Origin of the sequence: Kitasatospora sp. NPDC085895 (assembly GCF_040702125.1) — a bacterium.
GTDB classification, from domain to species: domain Bacteria; phylum Actinomycetota; class Actinomycetes; order Streptomycetales; family Streptomycetaceae; genus Kitasatospora; species Kitasatospora arboriphila.
In genome coordinates, this window is record NZ_JBFBJY010000047.1 from 14,011 (window position 1) to 28,954 (window position 14,944).

A 14,944-nucleotide genomic window follows, 5' to 3' on the forward strand; every position below is an offset into this window, starting at 1 on the left:
CCCGCTACACCACCGCCGGTTCGGCGCGGCCGCGCAGCCGCGAGGGACGCAGCGCGACGAGGGCCGTCACCGCACCGAGGAGCACGGCCGCCGCGGTGAACGCCGCCGCCGGGGCGGCCCGGTCCGCCAGCAGGCCGCCCGCGGCCGAGCCCAGGGCGCCGCCGAGGTTGTAGGCGGTGTTCACCCAGGCCCCGGCCTCCGTGCGGGCGCCGGCCGGGACGAGGTCCTCGACCAGCAGGTAGCCGGTGACCAGCAGGGCATCCGTGCAGGCGCCCGCCAGGAACAGGCCGAACGCGGCACCCGGCGGGGCGAACAGCACCGCCGGCAGCCCGTAGCAGGCCGTCGCCGCGGCCGCGAGCAGCAGCAGCCGCCGTCCCGGTGCGGCCCGCCAGGCCAGCCGCCCGTACACCAGGCCGCCGACCGCGCCGCCCACCGAGAACAGCGCGAGCAACGGCCCGGCCGCGCCGGCACCCCAGGCGGCGACCACCACCAGCTCGTCGACCGCGAGTGCCGCCGCGACGGCGCACACCACCGCCAGCAGCGGAGCGAAGCCGGGCGCCCGCAGCGGACCGAGGACCGTGCCGCCCGCCGCGGGCTCCGGAAGGGCCGTCGGCCGGCCGCGCAGCGCCCGGGCGAACGCGGCGAATCCGGCCGATGCGAGCAGGGCGCAGACGGCGAGCGCCCGGGCGGCCGTGGTGTGCGCCGCGAGCAGTCCGCCGAGGACCGGACCGCAGGCGAAGATCGTCGACTCGGCCACCGTGTCGAGGCTCAGCGCGCACCGGCGCTGCTCCTCGCCGTCGGCCAGCTCGCCCCACACCGTGCGCATCAACGGCCCGACGGGCGGCGGGAAGACGCCGGCCGCCGCGGCCAGCAACAGGGCCGCCCAGGACGGCAGGCCGACGGCGGAGCCGGCCGCCAGTGCGAACAGCAGCAGGGTGTAACAGCACGTCAGGGCCATCAGTGCGGCGGGCCGCCGGGACACCAGCCGGGCGCGGACCGGGCCGAGCAGCGCCGAGAGCAGGCCGAACACACCGGCGGCCGCACCGGCCGCCGCGAACGAGCCGGTGCCGTCGCGGAGCGCGAGCAGCAGCGGCAACGGGAGGACGCCGTAGCTCAGCCGGGCGAGGAGCGCCGCGGCGAACGGCGCACGGGCATGCGGAAGGGAGAGGACAGCGCGATAGCCGACGCTGCCCCGGGAGGATCGGGACACGGGTGATCTCCGGTACGGGAAACGGACATGACGGGTCGACGGATCGCCGCCCCGTCCCGCCCGCGGAAGGGGCGAGGGGCGGCCGGAGTCGACCTGTCAGTGCGGCCCGGAGATGTCCATGCCGGAATCCTACGGTCCCTCACCACCCGCCCACCACCGCCTTCACCGAACCGGTTCCCCCGCAGGGGGCTCCCGCCCCCGGCGGCCGGCGAGCAGCCACCCCGCTGACGGCGGCGGGTCATGGGCTGCGCCGGGTGGACGTCGACGATCTCGCACGGCAGGCGGTCAACCTCGGTGGGGTTCCACCCCGGGTGGTGGACTCGCTCCTCGCACACGGGCACCTGGACGTGGTGGTCCGGGCCGCCCGCGAGCGTGCGGACTGCTTCTGCGCGCGGGCGGCGGCGCGCGGACTGTGCGAGGTCGGGGCGCTCGAACGGGCCTGGCGGTGGTGGAGCCGTTCGCACGGACGGGCCGGCCGCCTGCCGGTGCTGTGCCGGGAACCACCGTTCAGGAGCAGCCCTCACGGCACTCAGGTGGTCGATTCGGGGGCACGTGGGGCATTCCGGCCCGCCAGGCCGGGGTACGGCTGTGCAGTCCGGGAGTGGTGCTCCTGACGGGTCCGGCTCGCCCCTGGTGCGCGCGGTTGCCCGGCGCTCAGCGGGCGAAGAAGGCGCTCATGCCGTCGACGTCCGAGAGGTAGCTGTCGATCGCGGTGATCACGCCGTCCCGCACGGTGAGGACGGTGGCGAGGTGCTCGTCGAGTTCGCGGCCGTCGGCGGCGAGGGCGGTGTTGTGGAGCGAGAGGGCGACGCCGTGCTGGCCGACGAGGACGTGGAGCAGTTCGGTGCGGACGCCGCGTCCGGCGATCTCCCAGGCGCGGGTGGCGGCGGCGTCGCGGCCGTGCACGGCGCCGGAGATCGTTCCGCTGCCCGGCATCGACCAGACGACGTCCTCGGCCAGCAGTGCCCGCAGCCCCGCGTCGTCGCGTGCCCCGAACGCGGCGAGGAACCGCTCCGCGACCCGTGCGTGTCCGCTGCTCTCCACCATTCCCGCTCCTCCCGAGGGCGATTCGTCCTGGACCGACCCTAGGCCGCCGCGCAGCGGTCCGAACAGCCCCCGACGGGTGGTGTTGATACCGGTGTCAGCAACACCGAGACGCCCGCGAGGGCCACCGTCCGCCGCTGCCGAGGAAATCCGTCCGTTTACCGGTCAGTAGCCAATTCGTCCCGGAGCCTTGACGGGTGCTTTGCCGCTCGCGATTCTCGGGTGGATCCCGCACGGCATGCGCAGTACAAATCCCCCACCGCCTCCCGATGAAGCGAGGTGCGATTCCTTGACCACGCATCACCGCCGCAGAAGCCGCACGGCCACCACCCTCGTGGCGCTGCTTCTCGCCCTCACCGCCGGTGCCTTCGGCGCCGTCCGGGCCCCCGCGGCGCACGCCGCCGGCGGCTGGTGGGAGCCCGCGGCCCGACCCGCGCCCGACTCGCAGATCAACGTGACGGGGGCGCCGTTCACCGGTACCGACGCCGACGGAAACGTCCGCGGCTTCGTGGACGCGCACAACCACCTGATGTCCAACGAGGGTTTCGGCGGCCGCATCATCTGCGGCGCGACCTTCTCAGAGAAGGGCGCGGCGGACGCGCTCAAGGACTGCCCGGAGCACTACCCCGACGGCGCGCTCGCCCTGTTCGAGAACGTCACCGGCGGCGCCGACGGCCACCACGACCCGGTGGGCTGGCCGACCTTCAAGGACTGGCCGGCCCACGACTCGCTGAGCCACCAGCAGAACTACTACGCCTGGGTGGAGCGCGCCTGGCGCGGCGGCCAGCGCGTCCTGGTCAACGACCTCGTCACCAACGGGCTGCTGTGCTCGATCTACCCGTTCAAGGACCGCAGTTGTGACGAGATGACGGCGATCCGGCTGGAGGCGCAGAAGAGCTACGACCTGCAGGCGTACATCGACCGGATGTACGGCGGGCCGGGCAAGGGCTGGTTCCGGATCGTCACCGACAGCGCGCAGGCGCGGCAGGTGATCGAGCAGGGCAAGCTGGCGGTCGTCCTCGGGGTGGAGACCTCCGAGCCGTTCGGCTGCAAGCAGATCCTGGACATCGCCCAGTGCGACGAGGGCGACATCGACCGCGGCCTCGACGAGCTGTACGAGCTCGGGGTGCGCAGCATGTTCCTGTGCCACAAGTTCGACAACGCGCTGTGCGGCGTCCGCTTCGACGAGGGCACCATCGGCGTCGCGGTGAACGCCGGGCAGTTCCTGTCGACCGGCACGTTCTGGAAGACCGAGAAGTGCGCCGGCCCGCAGCACGACAACCCGATCGGTCTGCCGACCGCGCAGGCGGCGTCGCTGCTGCCGAAGGGCGTGCAGATCCCGACGTACGCGGGCGACGCCCAGTGCAACACCCGTGGCCTCACCCGGCTCGGCGAGTACGCCGTGCGCGGCATGATGCGGCGTCACATGATGCTGGAGGTCGACCACATGAGCGTGAAGGCGGCCGACCGCGCCTTCGAGCTGCTGGAGTCGCAGGCGTACCCGGGTGTGATCTCCAGCCACAGCTGGATGGACCTGCAGTGGACGGAGCGGCTGTACCGGCTCGGCGGGTTCGCCGCGCAGTACGCGCACTCCGCGGAGGGCTTCGTCGCCGAGGCGCACCGCACGGAGGCGCTGCGCGACCGGTACCACGTCGGGTACGGCTACGGCACGGACCTGAACGGGGTCGGCGGCTGGCCGGGTCCGGTCGGCGAGGACGCCCCCAATGCGGTGCGCTACCCGTTCCGCACCGCCGACGGCGGTTCGGTGGTCGACCGGCAGGTCACCGGCGACCGCATCTGGGACTACAACAAGGACGGCATGGCGCACGACGGCCTCGTGCCGGACTGGATCGAGCAGATGCGGCTCAGCGGCGGCCAGGACGTGGTGGACGACCTGATGCACGGCGCCCAGTCCTACCTGGACACCTGGAAGGCCACCGAGGGCCACCGGCCGGGCACCGACCTCGCCGCGGGCCGGGCGGCCGCCGCCAGCTCGTCCGAGTGGTCCCTGTTCACCAGTTACCGGCCCGGCCGGGCGGTGGACGGCGACCGGGGCACCCGCTGGGCGAGCGGCTGGAGCGACGACCAGTGGCTGCAGGTGGACCTCGGCTCGCCGCGGACGGTGAACCGGGTCACCCTCGACTGGGAGCGCGCCTACGGCCGGGAGTACCGCATCGAGCTGTCGGCCGACGGCAGCACCTGGCACACCGCCTGGTCGACCGCCGCGGGCAACGGCGGCATCGACACGGCCTTCTTCGACCCGGCCCAGGCCCGCTACGTGCGGGTGCACGGCGTCAAGCGCGCCACCGGCTGGGGCTACTCGCTGTACGAGGTCGGCGTCTTCGGTCCCTGACCGGGGCCGGAAGGAACGAGTGGGGCCGGCGTCCGGACGGGCGCCGGCCCCGCTCCCTCCGACGGGTACGGCCGTCAGGCCGCCGGGGGCTGCGCCGGTGCGGCCGCGGCCGGCTCGCCCCCGACGGCGGGGCCCTCCCGGAGCCGGCCGGGAGGAGCTTGACCAGGCTGACGAAGAGCAGCACGAGGCCGGCGGTCAGCAGGATGTGCCCGAGGCCGGCGATCCCGGCGATCGCCGCGCCGCTCTCGTGGCCGAGCACGGTCAGCGTCCCGTGCACGGTCATCATGCCGACGGTGAGGGCGAGGCCCGCGTTGTAGATCCAGTAGAACCAGGGGAAGAGTCTGCTGCCGGTCAGTCCGAACTGCTTCTCCAGCACCAGCACGATGAGGAAGAAGAGCATCCCGAGGGCCAGCAGATGGGTGTGGACGACGCCGAGTCGGGAGTCGCCGGTGAAGTCCTCGGCCTTGGTCAGCTCGCGGTAGTACAGGCCGCTGACCACGCCGAGGATCATGTAGACGTGCGCCGTGTTGAGGATTCTCCGCATACTGCTCGCCTCCGGACCGGTGGGATCGTGAGGCCCCACCCTCACCCGGAATCCGATGAGCCATCAACCGGGTCGCCGGTGAAGATCCCGCGGTCTCCGGCCCGCCGCCGCGGCCCGTCCTCCCCCGTGGCCGCCCGGCCGCGGCGTAGGCTCGAGGGCATGGCGGACGCGCAGTTCACGGTGCGGGCGGTCGGACGGGTGGAGTCGCCGCTGCGGACCCGGGCCGAGGCCCCGAGGCAGGGCGACGAGGGCGCCCCGGAGACCTGGCTGGTCTTCGAGCCCGAGGTGGCCCGGGGGCTGCGCGAACTGGCGGCCGGCCAGGAGGTCCTGCTGCTGACCTGGCTCGACCGCGCCGACCGCGGGGTGCTCGCCGTGCACCCGCGTGGCGACCTCGCCCGTCCGGAGACCGGCGTCTTCGCCACCCGCTCCCCCGACCGCCCCAACCCGATCGGGCTGCACCGCGTCACGATCCTCGCCGTCGACGGGCTGCGCCTGCGCGTCAGCGGCCTGGAGGCCCTGGACGGCACCCCGGTCCTGGACGTCAAGCCGGTCCTCCCCGGATCCGCCGAGCGCTGACCCGGGCTCCCCCGTCCCCGGCGCGCCCCTCCGACCCGGCCGCCGCACCGACCCCTTGCCAATTGGTATAGGCCAATCGTAGGCTCCAGGGCGGCTGACGGTGTGTCGAGTCCACACCGCCGCGCCCGCAGGCTCCCCGGGTTCGCACCTCTCCCCCACAACCGGCCCGAATCCGTACGAGGAGAACCATGTCCTGGACCCGCAGAGTCCTCGCCGCCGGCGTGCTGACGGCCGGCGCACTGGCCGCGACCGCCGGCACGGCCAGCGCGCACGGCTCGCTGTTCGGCCCCACCAGCCGGGTGGCGGCCTGCTACGCCGAGGGCCCCGAGCACCCCCAGTCCCAGGTCTGCAAGGACCTGGTCGCGATGAGCGGCACCCAGCCGCTGTACGACTGGAACGAGGTCAACATCGCCGACGCGAACGGCCGCAGCCAGCAGATCATTCCGGACGGCAAGCTGTGCTCGGCCAACCGCGACAAGTACAAGGCGCTCGACATGGCCCGCACCGACTGGCCGGCCACCTCCGTCACCGCGGGCAGCAACGCCTTCAACTTCCGCGTCACCGCCCCGCACCAGGGCGTCATGACGCTCTACATCACCAAGAGCGGCTACAACCCGACCCAGCCGCTCAAGTGGTCCGACCTCGACCTGGCCAACCCGGTCGCCCAGTACGCCACCGGGCGGACGGCGACCAACGGCTACTACACCTTCAACGGCACGCTGCCCAGCCGCACCGGCCGCCAGCTGGTGTACCTGGTCTGGCAGCGCACCGACAGTCCGGAGGCGTTCTACGGCTGCTCGGACGTCGACTTCGGCGGTTCGGCGGCCGCGGCCGGCCTCGCCGCCCCGATCGCGCCGGGGACGCCGACCGAGCAGCAGGTCGTCGCCGACGCGCCCAAGTCCACCGTGAGCCACCACGACCACGGCGCGGCGGCGGCCGCGGCGACCGCGGAGCTCGCGGCGGCCCCGGTCACGCCGGCCACCGGCTCGGCCGCCTCCGCCGTGCTGCTGGGCGTGGTGGGCCTGTCGCTGGTCTCGGCCGGCGCGTCCGGGGTGTACCTGTACCGGCGCACCCGGACGGTGGCCGCCGCCGTCTGACGGGTCGCCCCTGCCGGGCCGGGAGCGCATCGCGCGTCCGGCCCGGCAGGGGCACCGCCCCGCACGGTGACGCCGCGCTCGGACAACTCCACCGCCCCGGCCGGGTGTTGATCGGGCGACGGGCGGATCACGGCTCCGCAACGCGCCGGGCCGGCCGCCCCGCTGCGGCGATAGCGTCGGCGCCTCGCACCGCCGACCCTGGGGAGCCCATGCGCGTCCGCACCACCGCCCTCGTCTGCACCGCCGTCCTCGCGGCCGCGACCGCCTGCGCCGACCCCGGTCCTGGGGCCACGGCCGGCGGGCCCGCCGCCGCTCCGGTCTCCGGCCCGACCCGGGCGGTCGGCGACGCGGCCGCCGTCACCAGGCGCCTGCTCGCCGCCGGACTCCCGGTGAGGCTGACCGTCACCTACACCGGCGCCGACGACCCGGACGGGCTGCTCGGCCGGCCCGGCCAGTACGCGTCGAAGGCCGCCTTCGACGACACCCGGGTGTCCGACAGCCCGCTGGCCAGGGAGGAGGCCGCCGGGCGCCGGCGCGACGCCGTCTCCTACGGCGGCGCCGTGGAGGTCTTCGCCGCCCCGGAGGACGCCGGGGCCCGGGCCGACGACCTGGCCGGCCGGCAGCAGCCCGGGACCGGCGGCGCCCGGCCCGACTACGTGTACCGCTCGGGTGTGGTCGTGGTCCGGGTGTCGCACCTGCTGACGCCCGAACAGGCGCAGGCCTACGCGCGGGCGATCGGCTGACCGCTGCCGCTCGAGCCGGGGCCGGGCCCGGGCGGGGGACGCGACCTGCCGGATCGTCGGGCGCCGCCCGCCGTCCGGCAAGCCGGACGACCGCACGCGCCCACCCGTTCCGGCCCGGGGCGGCGGGGAGGCACCGGCCCGGGACCCCTGGGATCCTGGCCGTACCACGCCCCCACGCCCAGCGAGGAGCGGACATGTCCGGACAGTTCGAGGCGACCGTCGAGATCGACCGGCCGGTGGACCAGGTCTTCGCCTATCTGGCGGACGGCCGGCACGACCCCGAGTTCAGCCCCCGCGTCCAGCGGATCACCAAGTCGCCGGACGGCCCGACCACCGTCGGCACGGTCTTCCGCAGCACGGTGAAGGACGCCGGGATGAAGTCGGCCCGGGAGTTCCGCATCACCCGGTTGGAGGCACCCCGCACGGTCCGCTGGGCCGAGCAGAGCAAGAACCTCATCACCGCCGAGGGCGGCTACGACCTCGAACCGCTGCCGGACGGCCGCACCAGGGTGCGGATCTTCAACGAGCTGGAGGGCCACGGCCTGGGCCGGCTGCTGCTCGGCCCGGCCCTGCACGCCGCCCGCAAGGACGCACCGGCCTTCGGCGAGCGGATCAAGAACGCGGTCGAGCACTCCTGACGACCCGCGGTCGGCGGCGGTCCGCAGCGCCGTCGCCCCGCCGGGACAACCGGTGGGCGCACCCGCGGAGTTGCCGTCCGGGCGGGCTCCGGCGACCGTGGGGAGGTGGAGTGCCGCCGGGGCCCGTCGGACGGGTCCCGGGTCCGGCGGATCAGCGCCGGAGCGGCTCTGCGCCGAGCACGCCGGCCGGTTCGCGGGTGTGCGTCCCGGACCTCCGCGTCCGCGGGGCACCCTGCCGGCCCGAGCGCAAGGGAGCAGGACATGACCGAGGCCCGACCCGGAGTCGACGGGCAGCCCTCCGCCGGAGCGGCGCCGACCCCGGCCCGGCCGGACGGCCGCCGCGGCGAGTCGGCCGCGGACCTCCGGCGGATCGGCGTCAACCCGGACTTCTGGTACCCGGTGGCCGTGTCGCGGAAGGTCAAGCGGCAGCGCACCTTCGCCGCCGTCTTCGCGGGCGAGCGGATCGCGCTCTACCGCGGCCGCAGCGGCAGGGTCTACGCCCTGGAGGACCGCTGCGCGCACCGCCAGGTGCCGCTCAGCATGGGCGTGGTGGAGGACGAGATCCTGCGCTGCTGCTACCACGCCTGGGCCTACCGCGGGAACGGCCGCATCTCGCAGATCCCGTACCTGCCGAAGGGCTGCGAGCGGCCGCCGCGCGGGGTGCGGTCCTTCCCGGTGCGGGAGGCCTTCGGGCTGGTGTTCGTCTTCCCTGGCGATCCGGAGAAGGCCGAGTCCGCGCCGTTCCCGGTGCTGCCGGAGTTCGGCTCGCCCACGCACCGCACCATGACGTTCTCCCGCACGGTGAAGTGCCACTACTCGTTCATGCACGAGAACCTGCTCGACATGAACCACCAGTTCCTGCACCGCGGCGTGCTGGGCCGGATCAGGCCCGAGCTGCTCGGGTACGAGAGCGGGCCGCGGTCCGTGGAGGCGCGCTACCTCTTCGTGCCGGCCGGCGGTCGCAAGGACCGCGGCGCGGGCCTGCTGTCCGCCGAGGGCTTCGGCGGCAAGGACCGCCCGGACGTCATCACCATCCGTACCGAGTACCCGTACCAGACCCTGCACGACGTGCCGGAGGACGCCGAACTCCCGGCGTTCTCGCTCTGGGCGGCGTACGTGCCGGAGGACGCCGAGCAGCGCACCAACCACGCCTACGGCCTGCTGATGATCGCCAAGCCGCCCGTCCCCGGGGCGCTGCACGTGGCGTGGCCGTTCATCCGGCGGTTCACCGAGCGGGTCTTCGCGCAGGACCGGATGGCGGTGGAGGCCGAACAGCGGGCCTGGGACGAGCAGGGCGCGGACCGCAACCACGAGGTGTTCCCGCTCATCCTGGACGTCCGCGACGTGCTGCGCAGCAACGGCGTCCCGCTCTCGGCGCAGCCGGCCGCGGGCCCCGGCGGGGCACCGTACCCCAACGGCTCCGCCGCCCGCGCCGGTGAGGGGCTCGCCGGGGCGTCCGCCGAACCGCAGTCGGCCGATCGGAGACAGCCGTGAAGGACCTGAAGTTCGAACAGAAGCGCTCGCTGTCGCGGATCGAGGCGGCGGCGCAGCTGGAGGCGCTGGCGGCCGCGCTGCGCCACGGCGGTTCGGCCGAGCTGGAGCTCGGCCCGGGAGTGCTCACGCTGCGCGTCCCCGACGAGCTCCGTACCGAGTTGGAGGTGGAGTCGGGCGAGGGCGAGATCGAGGTGGAGATCGAGCTGAAGTGGTCGACCGGGGAGGCCGCGGACGGCTGAGCGGGACGGACCGCCGCGGCCGACCGACGGGGTCGGCGGGGCAGCGGGGCGGGACCGGCGGGAGTGCGCCCGGAGGGGTGCGCTCCCGCCGGTCCGTGTCCGCCCCGCCGTTGGTCACGCCATAGCAGAAGATCTCGATCCGGTGCGGAGCTGAACCCGAAGTCCGCCCGCACGAGCGAATCCGGCTCCGGACTCCTCCATGACAACTCCCGGTGCGGCAAGTCTGGTTGGCGGCAGCGACCGGCGGACCGACGGGCCCGCCGCACGGCTGCCGGGCACCGGCGTGCGAATACCTGGCCGAAACCCTGGCACGTTCCACATGAATGCACTGATTCACCTGCGTAGTAGTGTTTTTGAGGTCTCGTCAGACATGTCCGGAAACCGGCTATGCTTCTTCCGGCTCGGCCCGCCGCACCGCCGTCGCACCAGGTCACCCGGACCGACGCGGGTGCCGCGCCGCCCGCCAGACGCAGCCCCCCACGTCCCCCGGAGCGGCCGCCGCCCGTCCGTCCCCCGCCACCCGCTCGATCGCTTGAGGATGCCGATGCTTCGTGCTGGATCGCCCCCCGCCAACCGGGTCTCCGCTCCCGTCCTCGGGTGGCTCCTGCCCACGGTGGTGACAGCGACAGCCGTGGTCGCCGCCGTCTCGGTGGTCTCGTCCGGTGCCCGCGCGGGAGTCCTCTGGTGCGGGCTGGCGTGCACGGCGGCCGTGGCCGCGGCCGCCGCCGAGGCGGCCCGCCGGGGGCGCGCGCTGACCGCCCTGCGGGAGCAGTGCGCCCGGCAGGAGGAAGAACTGAACGCCCGGCTGGCCCGGCAGCAGGCCGAAACGCTCGAACTGGCCACGGTCGCCCTGCCCGAGGCGGTGGCCCGGCTCCAGCGCGGCGAGTTCCCCGAGGACGTCCTCAAGGCGTTCGAGCGCCGGGAGGCCGGCGCGGCCAACGAGTTCCGCGCCGCGCGGGAGGCCGTGCTGCGCACCGTGCTGGACGCGGTCGACAACGAGGAGGGCATGCGCGAGTCCGCCCAGCGGGCCTTCGTCAACATCGCCCGCCGCGTCCAGGCGATCGTCCACCGGCAGGCCCAGGACCTGCGCACCATGGAGGACCGGCACGGCAACGATCCGGCCGTCCTCGACGACCTGCTGCTGCTCGACCACGGCAACGCGCTGATCGGCCGCCTCGCGGACAGCATCGCCGTCCTCGGCGGCGCCCGGCCCGGCCGCCAGTGGAGCCGGGCGGTGCCGCTGTACTCGGTGCTCCGCGGCGGCATCTCCCGGATCCTCGACTACCGCCGCGTCGAACTGCACCCGGTCTCCGAGGTCGCCGTGGTCGGCCCCGCCGTGGAACCGCTCATCCACGCGCTCGCCGAGCTGCTGGACAACGCCACCCGCTACTCGCCGCCGCACACCAGAGTGCACCTGTCCGCCACCGAGGTGCAGGCCGGGATAGCGATCGAGATCGAGGACGGCGGCCTCAGCCTCAGCGAGGAGGGCCGGGCCCGCGCCGAGCGCATGCTCCGGGACGCACAGGCCGGCATCGACCTCAACGACCTCGGCGAGACCCCCCGGCTCGGCCTGGCCGTGGTCGGCCGGCTCGCCCAGGCGTACGGCTTCCAGGTCTCGCTGCGCCCGTCCGCCTACGGCGGGGTGCGCGCGGTGCTGATCGTGCCGCAGCAGCTGATCACCACGGCCCCCGCCACCGGCCGGGCGCACGGCATCGGCGCCGCCGCGGGTCTGCGGCCGGTCCCGGGCGCGATCCCGCAGCCCGCCTCCGAGCCCCGGCCGTACGGCCGGACGACGGCGGGCGCGCTCTCCGCCGGCCAGTCGTTCGGGTCGAACGCGGGGATCCTCGCGGAGTCGGGCCGTACGGACAACGAGATTCCGGTGGTGGCCGAGCGGGCCCCGAACGGGTTGCCGCAGCGCCGCCGCCACGCCAGGCCCTCCCGGCCGGGCCCGGAGGTCTCCCGGGTCCCCGAGCCGGCCCAGGCACCGGTACAGCCCGGCATGTGGCTGGCCGCGTTCCACGAGGGGGTGAACGGCCACACGCCGTCCACCGGTACGGCCGGCCCCACCAGTGAAGAGTCGGCAGGGAAGGGCGAGCAGTGATTCAGCAGCGCAGCAACATGGACTGGATGCTCAAGGAGCTGGCGAACGGCGTCCCGCACACCCGCCACATCATCGTGCTGTCGGCGGACGGCCTGCGGATGGCGCAGTACGGCACCGACCCGGACACCGCCGACCGCCTGGCCGCCGCCTGCGCCGGCCTGCAGAGCCTGGCCACCGCCGTGGGCCACGAGTTCCCGCACGGCGACGGCCGGATGCGGCTGGTGGTGATCGAGGTGAGCGGCGGCTTCTTCTACCTGATGTCCGCCGGCGCCCGGGCCTACCTGGCGGTGCTCGCCGACGAGGGCGTGGACGCGGGCCTGATGGGCCAGCGGATGCGGGACCTCGTCGCCAGGATCGGCGAGCATCTCAGCACACCGCCCCGCAACGGCGAGCAGGTCGCATGAGTGCAGGCGACCAGGACTGGGACGAGGGAATCCCCGAACGTCTCTATGTGATCACGCGAGGCCGCAGCGGCCTGGCCGAGCAGGCCACGTTCGACCTGGTCACCCTGATCGTCTCCCGCGCGGAACCGGCGCCCACCATGCAGCCGGAACTTGCGGCGATCCTGCGGATCTGCGGTTCGCCGCTCTCCGTGGCCGAGATCTCCGCCTACCTCGGGCTGCCGACCAGCGCGGTCACCGTGCTGCTGGCAGACCTCCTCGCCGACGGACGGATCGAGGCGCGATCCCCCGTCCCGCAGGCGATCCTCCCCGACCGCGCCCTGCTGGAGGCGGTGATCCATGGACTACAGAGGCTCTGACACGCTCGCCGGACCGGCGAGCGCGGACCTGCTGCCCGACTCGGCCACCATGGCGGTGAAGGTGGTGATCGTCGGTGGCTTCGGCGTCGGCAAGACCACCCTCGTCGGATCGGTGAGCGAGATCCGGCCGCTGACCACCGAGGAGACGATGACCCAGGCCGGCGCGGGCGTCGACGACCTGGCCGGGATCGAGCGCAAGACCTCCACCACGGTGGCGATGGACTTCGGCCGGATCAGCATCACCGACGAACTGGTGCTGTACGTCTTCGGCACGCCCGGCCAGGAACGCTTCTGGTTCCTCTGGAACGGGCTGTTCGAAGGCGCGCTGGGCGCGGTCGTGCTGGTCGACACCCGGCGCCTGGAGGTGAGCTTCGACGTGATCGGGCGGCTGGAGGACCGCGGCGTGCCCTTCGTCGTGGCCGTCAACTCCTTCCCGGAGTCCCCCGGTTACCCCACCGAGGACCTGCGGGCCGCGCTCGACCTGGACCCCGAGGTGCCGATCGTCGCCTGCGACGCCCGGACCCGCGAGTCCAGCAAGGACGTCCTGCTCACGCTGATGCACTACCTGTACGGCCTCTCCGCCCGGGCGGCCCGGTGACCCGGCCGCCCGGCTGACACTCCGCCGCCCGCCCGTCCCCGCACCGCCCGTCCCCGACGAACCGCCACCCGCGACGACCCCGGAGCCATCGTGACCTCGCCGTTCCCCGAGAACACCTCCGCCACCCCGCCGCCCGGGTGCCCCGCCCACGGGCTCGGCCCCGACGGTCTGCGCCGCCTCTACGGCCCCGAGGCCGAGGCCGACCCGGCCGGCCTGTACGAGAAGCTGCGCGCCGAGCACGGCGAGGTGGCCCCCGTGCTGCTGCACGGCGACATCCCCGCCTGGCTGGTCCTCGGGCACTCGGCGAACCTCGCCGCGATGCGCACCCCGTCCCGGTTCTCCCGGGACTCCCGCCGCTGGACGGCCTTCCAGAACGGCCTGGTCACCCCGGAGTCCCCGCTGATGCCGGTGATCGCCTGGCAGCCGCTCTGCGTGTTCGCCGACGGGGAGGAGCACCGTCGGCTGCGCGGCGCGGTGACGGACGGCCTGAACCGCTTCGACCGGCGCGGGATCCGCCGCTACGTCACCCGCTTCGCCGACCAGCTGATCGAGGAGTTCGGCGCGTCCGGCCGGGCCGAACTGGTCTCCCAGTTCGCCGAGCACCTGCCGATGCTGGTGATGACGCAGCTGGTCGGCATGCCCGAGGAGTACGGACCGCGGCTGGTCGAGGCCGCCCGCGACCTCATGAAGGGCACCGAGACGGCGATCGCGAGCAACGACTACGTGGTGGCGACGCTGCGCCGGATGATGGAGCGCAAGCGGGAGGCGCCCGGTGCCGACCTGGTGAGCTGGCTGATGCAGCACGAGGCCGGGCTCACCGACGACGAGGTGCTGGAGCACCTGCGGGTGGTACTGCTCGCGGCGAACGAGACCACCGTCAACCTGATCGCGGACGGGCTGAAGATGGTCCTCACCGACCGGCGGTTCCGCGCCCACCTGTCCGGCGGCCAGATGACGCTGCCCGACGCCCTGGACCAGGTGCTCTGGGACTCCCCGCCGATGCTGCTGGTCGCGGGCCGCTGGGCCACCGGCGACACCGAGCTCGGCGGGCAGCAGATCAAGGCCGGCGACATGCTCCTGCTCGGCCTCGCGGCCGGCAACGCCGACCCGGCCGTCCGCCCGGACCTGTCGACGCCGCTCTTCGGCAACCGCTCCCACCTGGCCTTCGGCAGCGGACCGCACGAGTGCCCGGGCCAGGACATCGGCCGGGCCATCGCGGAGACCGGCATCGACATCCTGCTGACCCGCCTGCCGGACCTCCGACTCGCCGTCCCCGAGGCCGAGTTGACCTGGACCTCGGCCTGGATCTCCCGGCACCTGGTCGAGCTGCCGGTGAGCTTCTCCCCGCGCACGGCCGAGTCCGCGCCGACGGCCGCCGCCCCGCCGGTGGTACCGGCGACACCGACCGTCCCGGCACCGGCCGCACCGGCCGTCCCTGCCACCCCGGCCGCAGCCCCTGCCCCGGAGCCGGTCGCGGCGGTGGTGCCGCGCCAGCGGCGCAGCTGGTGGACGGCGCTGACGAGCGTCTTCCGGCGCTGACCGCCCCG

15 protein-coding genes are annotated in these 14,944 nt (G+C 74.3%); 12 read left to right on the forward strand and 3 right to left on the reverse strand.

What is annotated here, in order from left to right:
• Positions 1-4 precede the first annotated feature (4 nt).
• Positions 5-1,210, reverse strand: a complete 1,206-nt coding sequence (locus AB0442_RS25890; RefSeq protein ID WP_366165678.1) for an MFS transporter — start codon at positions 1,208-1,210, stop codon at positions 5-7.
• A 654-nt stretch (positions 1,211-1,864) separates the two neighbouring features.
• Positions 1,865-2,257, reverse strand: coding sequence for a nuclear transport factor 2 family protein (locus AB0442_RS25895; protein ID WP_366165679.1), 393 nt, complete (start codon positions 2,255-2,257; stop codon positions 1,865-1,867).
• A gap of 286 nt (positions 2,258-2,543) precedes the next feature.
• On the opposite strand from AB0442_RS25895, the gene AB0442_RS25900 reads away from it, so the two are divergent.
• Entirely contained in the window at positions 2,544-4,607 is a 2,064-nt protein-coding gene (locus tag AB0442_RS25900; RefSeq protein ID WP_366165681.1) for a discoidin domain-containing protein, read from the forward strand.
• On the opposite strand, the gene AB0442_RS25905 is transcribed toward AB0442_RS25900, so the two are convergent.
• A complete protein-coding gene (locus tag AB0442_RS25905; protein ID WP_366165683.1) occupies positions 4,549-5,151 on the reverse strand; it encodes a DUF2871 domain-containing protein in 603 nt (200 codons plus the stop codon). The genes AB0442_RS25900 and AB0442_RS25905 overlap by 59 nt on opposite strands.
• A gap of 159 nt (positions 5,152-5,310) precedes the next feature.
• Between AB0442_RS25905 and tsaA the strand changes: the two genes are divergently transcribed.
• The 11 genes from tsaA to AB0442_RS25960 all read left to right on the forward strand — a co-directional run bounded on the left by tsaA (position 5,311) and on the right by AB0442_RS25960 (position 14,936).
• A complete protein-coding gene (tsaA, locus tag AB0442_RS25910; RefSeq protein ID WP_366165685.1) occupies positions 5,311-5,727 on the forward strand; it encodes a tRNA (N6-threonylcarbamoyladenosine(37)-N6)-methyltransferase TrmO in 417 nt (138 codons plus the stop codon).
• 188 nt (positions 5,728-5,915) lie between these two features.
• The gene (locus AB0442_RS25915; protein ID WP_366165687.1) at positions 5,916-6,824 is read left to right on the forward strand and encodes a lytic polysaccharide monooxygenase; all 909 of its coding nucleotides are present in this window, start codon (positions 5,916-5,918) and stop codon (positions 6,822-6,824) included.
• Between the two features lie 209 nt (positions 6,825-7,033).
• Entirely contained in the window at positions 7,034-7,567 is a 534-nt protein-coding gene (locus AB0442_RS25920; protein ID WP_366165688.1) for a hypothetical protein, read from the forward strand.
• Between the two features lie 194 nt (positions 7,568-7,761).
• Entirely contained in the window at positions 7,762-8,205 is a 444-nt protein-coding gene (locus tag AB0442_RS25925) for an SRPBCC family protein (protein ID WP_363541474.1), read from the forward strand.
• Positions 8,206-8,466: 261 nt separating this feature from the next.
• Complete coding sequence (locus AB0442_RS25930) at positions 8,467-9,699, forward strand: aromatic ring-hydroxylating dioxygenase subunit alpha (RefSeq protein ID WP_366165690.1); 1,233 nt, start codon at positions 8,467-8,469, stop codon at positions 9,697-9,699.
• Positions 9,696-9,938: an amphi-Trp domain-containing protein gene (locus AB0442_RS25935; protein WP_344626925.1), complete on the forward strand. Its 243-nt coding sequence runs from the start codon at positions 9,696-9,698 to the stop codon at positions 9,936-9,938. The genes AB0442_RS25930 and AB0442_RS25935 overlap by 4 nt, the downstream gene beginning before the upstream one ends.
• A gap of 544 nt (positions 9,939-10,482) precedes the next feature.
• Positions 10,483-12,039, forward strand: a complete 1,557-nt coding sequence (locus tag AB0442_RS25940) for an ATP-binding protein (RefSeq protein WP_366165691.1) — start codon at positions 10,483-10,485, stop codon at positions 12,037-12,039.
• Positions 12,036-12,443: a roadblock/LC7 domain-containing protein gene (locus AB0442_RS25945; protein ID WP_344627735.1), complete on the forward strand. Its 408-nt coding sequence runs from the start codon at positions 12,036-12,038 to the stop codon at positions 12,441-12,443. The genes AB0442_RS25940 and AB0442_RS25945 overlap by 4 nt, the downstream gene beginning before the upstream one ends.
• Entirely contained in the window at positions 12,440-12,799 is a 360-nt protein-coding gene (locus tag AB0442_RS25950) for a DUF742 domain-containing protein (protein WP_344627736.1), read from the forward strand. The genes AB0442_RS25945 and AB0442_RS25950 overlap by 4 nt, the downstream gene beginning before the upstream one ends.
• Positions 12,780-13,397: an ATP/GTP-binding protein gene (locus AB0442_RS25955; protein WP_363541471.1), complete on the forward strand. Its 618-nt coding sequence runs from the start codon at positions 12,780-12,782 to the stop codon at positions 13,395-13,397. The genes AB0442_RS25950 and AB0442_RS25955 overlap by 20 nt, the downstream gene beginning before the upstream one ends.
• Positions 13,398-13,487: 90 nt before the next feature.
• Positions 13,488-14,936, forward strand: coding sequence for a cytochrome P450 (locus AB0442_RS25960; RefSeq protein ID WP_366165692.1), 1,449 nt, complete (start codon positions 13,488-13,490; stop codon positions 14,934-14,936).
• Positions 14,937-14,944: the final 8 nt, after the last annotated feature.

Coding starts and splice junctions, on each gene's coding strand:
- AB0442_RS25895 (WP_366165679.1), bottom strand. CDS start 2,257: ATGGTGGAGAGCAGCGGACACGCACGGGTCGCGGAGCGGTTCCTCGCC.
- AB0442_RS25905 (WP_366165683.1), bottom strand. CDS start 5,151: ATGCGGAGAATCCTCAACACGGCGCACGTCTACATGATCCTCGGCGTG.
- tsaA (WP_366165685.1), top strand. CDS start 5,311: ATGGCGGACGCGCAGTTCACGGTGCGGGCGGTCGGACGGGTGGAGTCG.
- AB0442_RS25915 (WP_366165687.1), top strand. CDS start 5,916: ATGTCCTGGACCCGCAGAGTCCTCGCCGCCGGCGTGCTGACGGCCGGC.
- AB0442_RS25920 (WP_366165688.1), top strand. CDS start 7,034: ATGCGCGTCCGCACCACCGCCCTCGTCTGCACCGCCGTCCTCGCGGCC.
- AB0442_RS25925 (WP_363541474.1), top strand. CDS start 7,762: ATGTCCGGACAGTTCGAGGCGACCGTCGAGATCGACCGGCCGGTGGAC.
- AB0442_RS25930 (WP_366165690.1), top strand. CDS start 8,467: ATGACCGAGGCCCGACCCGGAGTCGACGGGCAGCCCTCCGCCGGAGCG.
- AB0442_RS25940 (WP_366165691.1), top strand. CDS start 10,483: ATGCTTCGTGCTGGATCGCCCCCCGCCAACCGGGTCTCCGCTCCCGTC.
- AB0442_RS25950 (WP_344627736.1), top strand. CDS start 12,440: ATGAGTGCAGGCGACCAGGACTGGGACGAGGGAATCCCCGAACGTCTC.
- AB0442_RS25955 (WP_363541471.1), top strand. CDS start 12,780: ATGGACTACAGAGGCTCTGACACGCTCGCCGGACCGGCGAGCGCGGAC.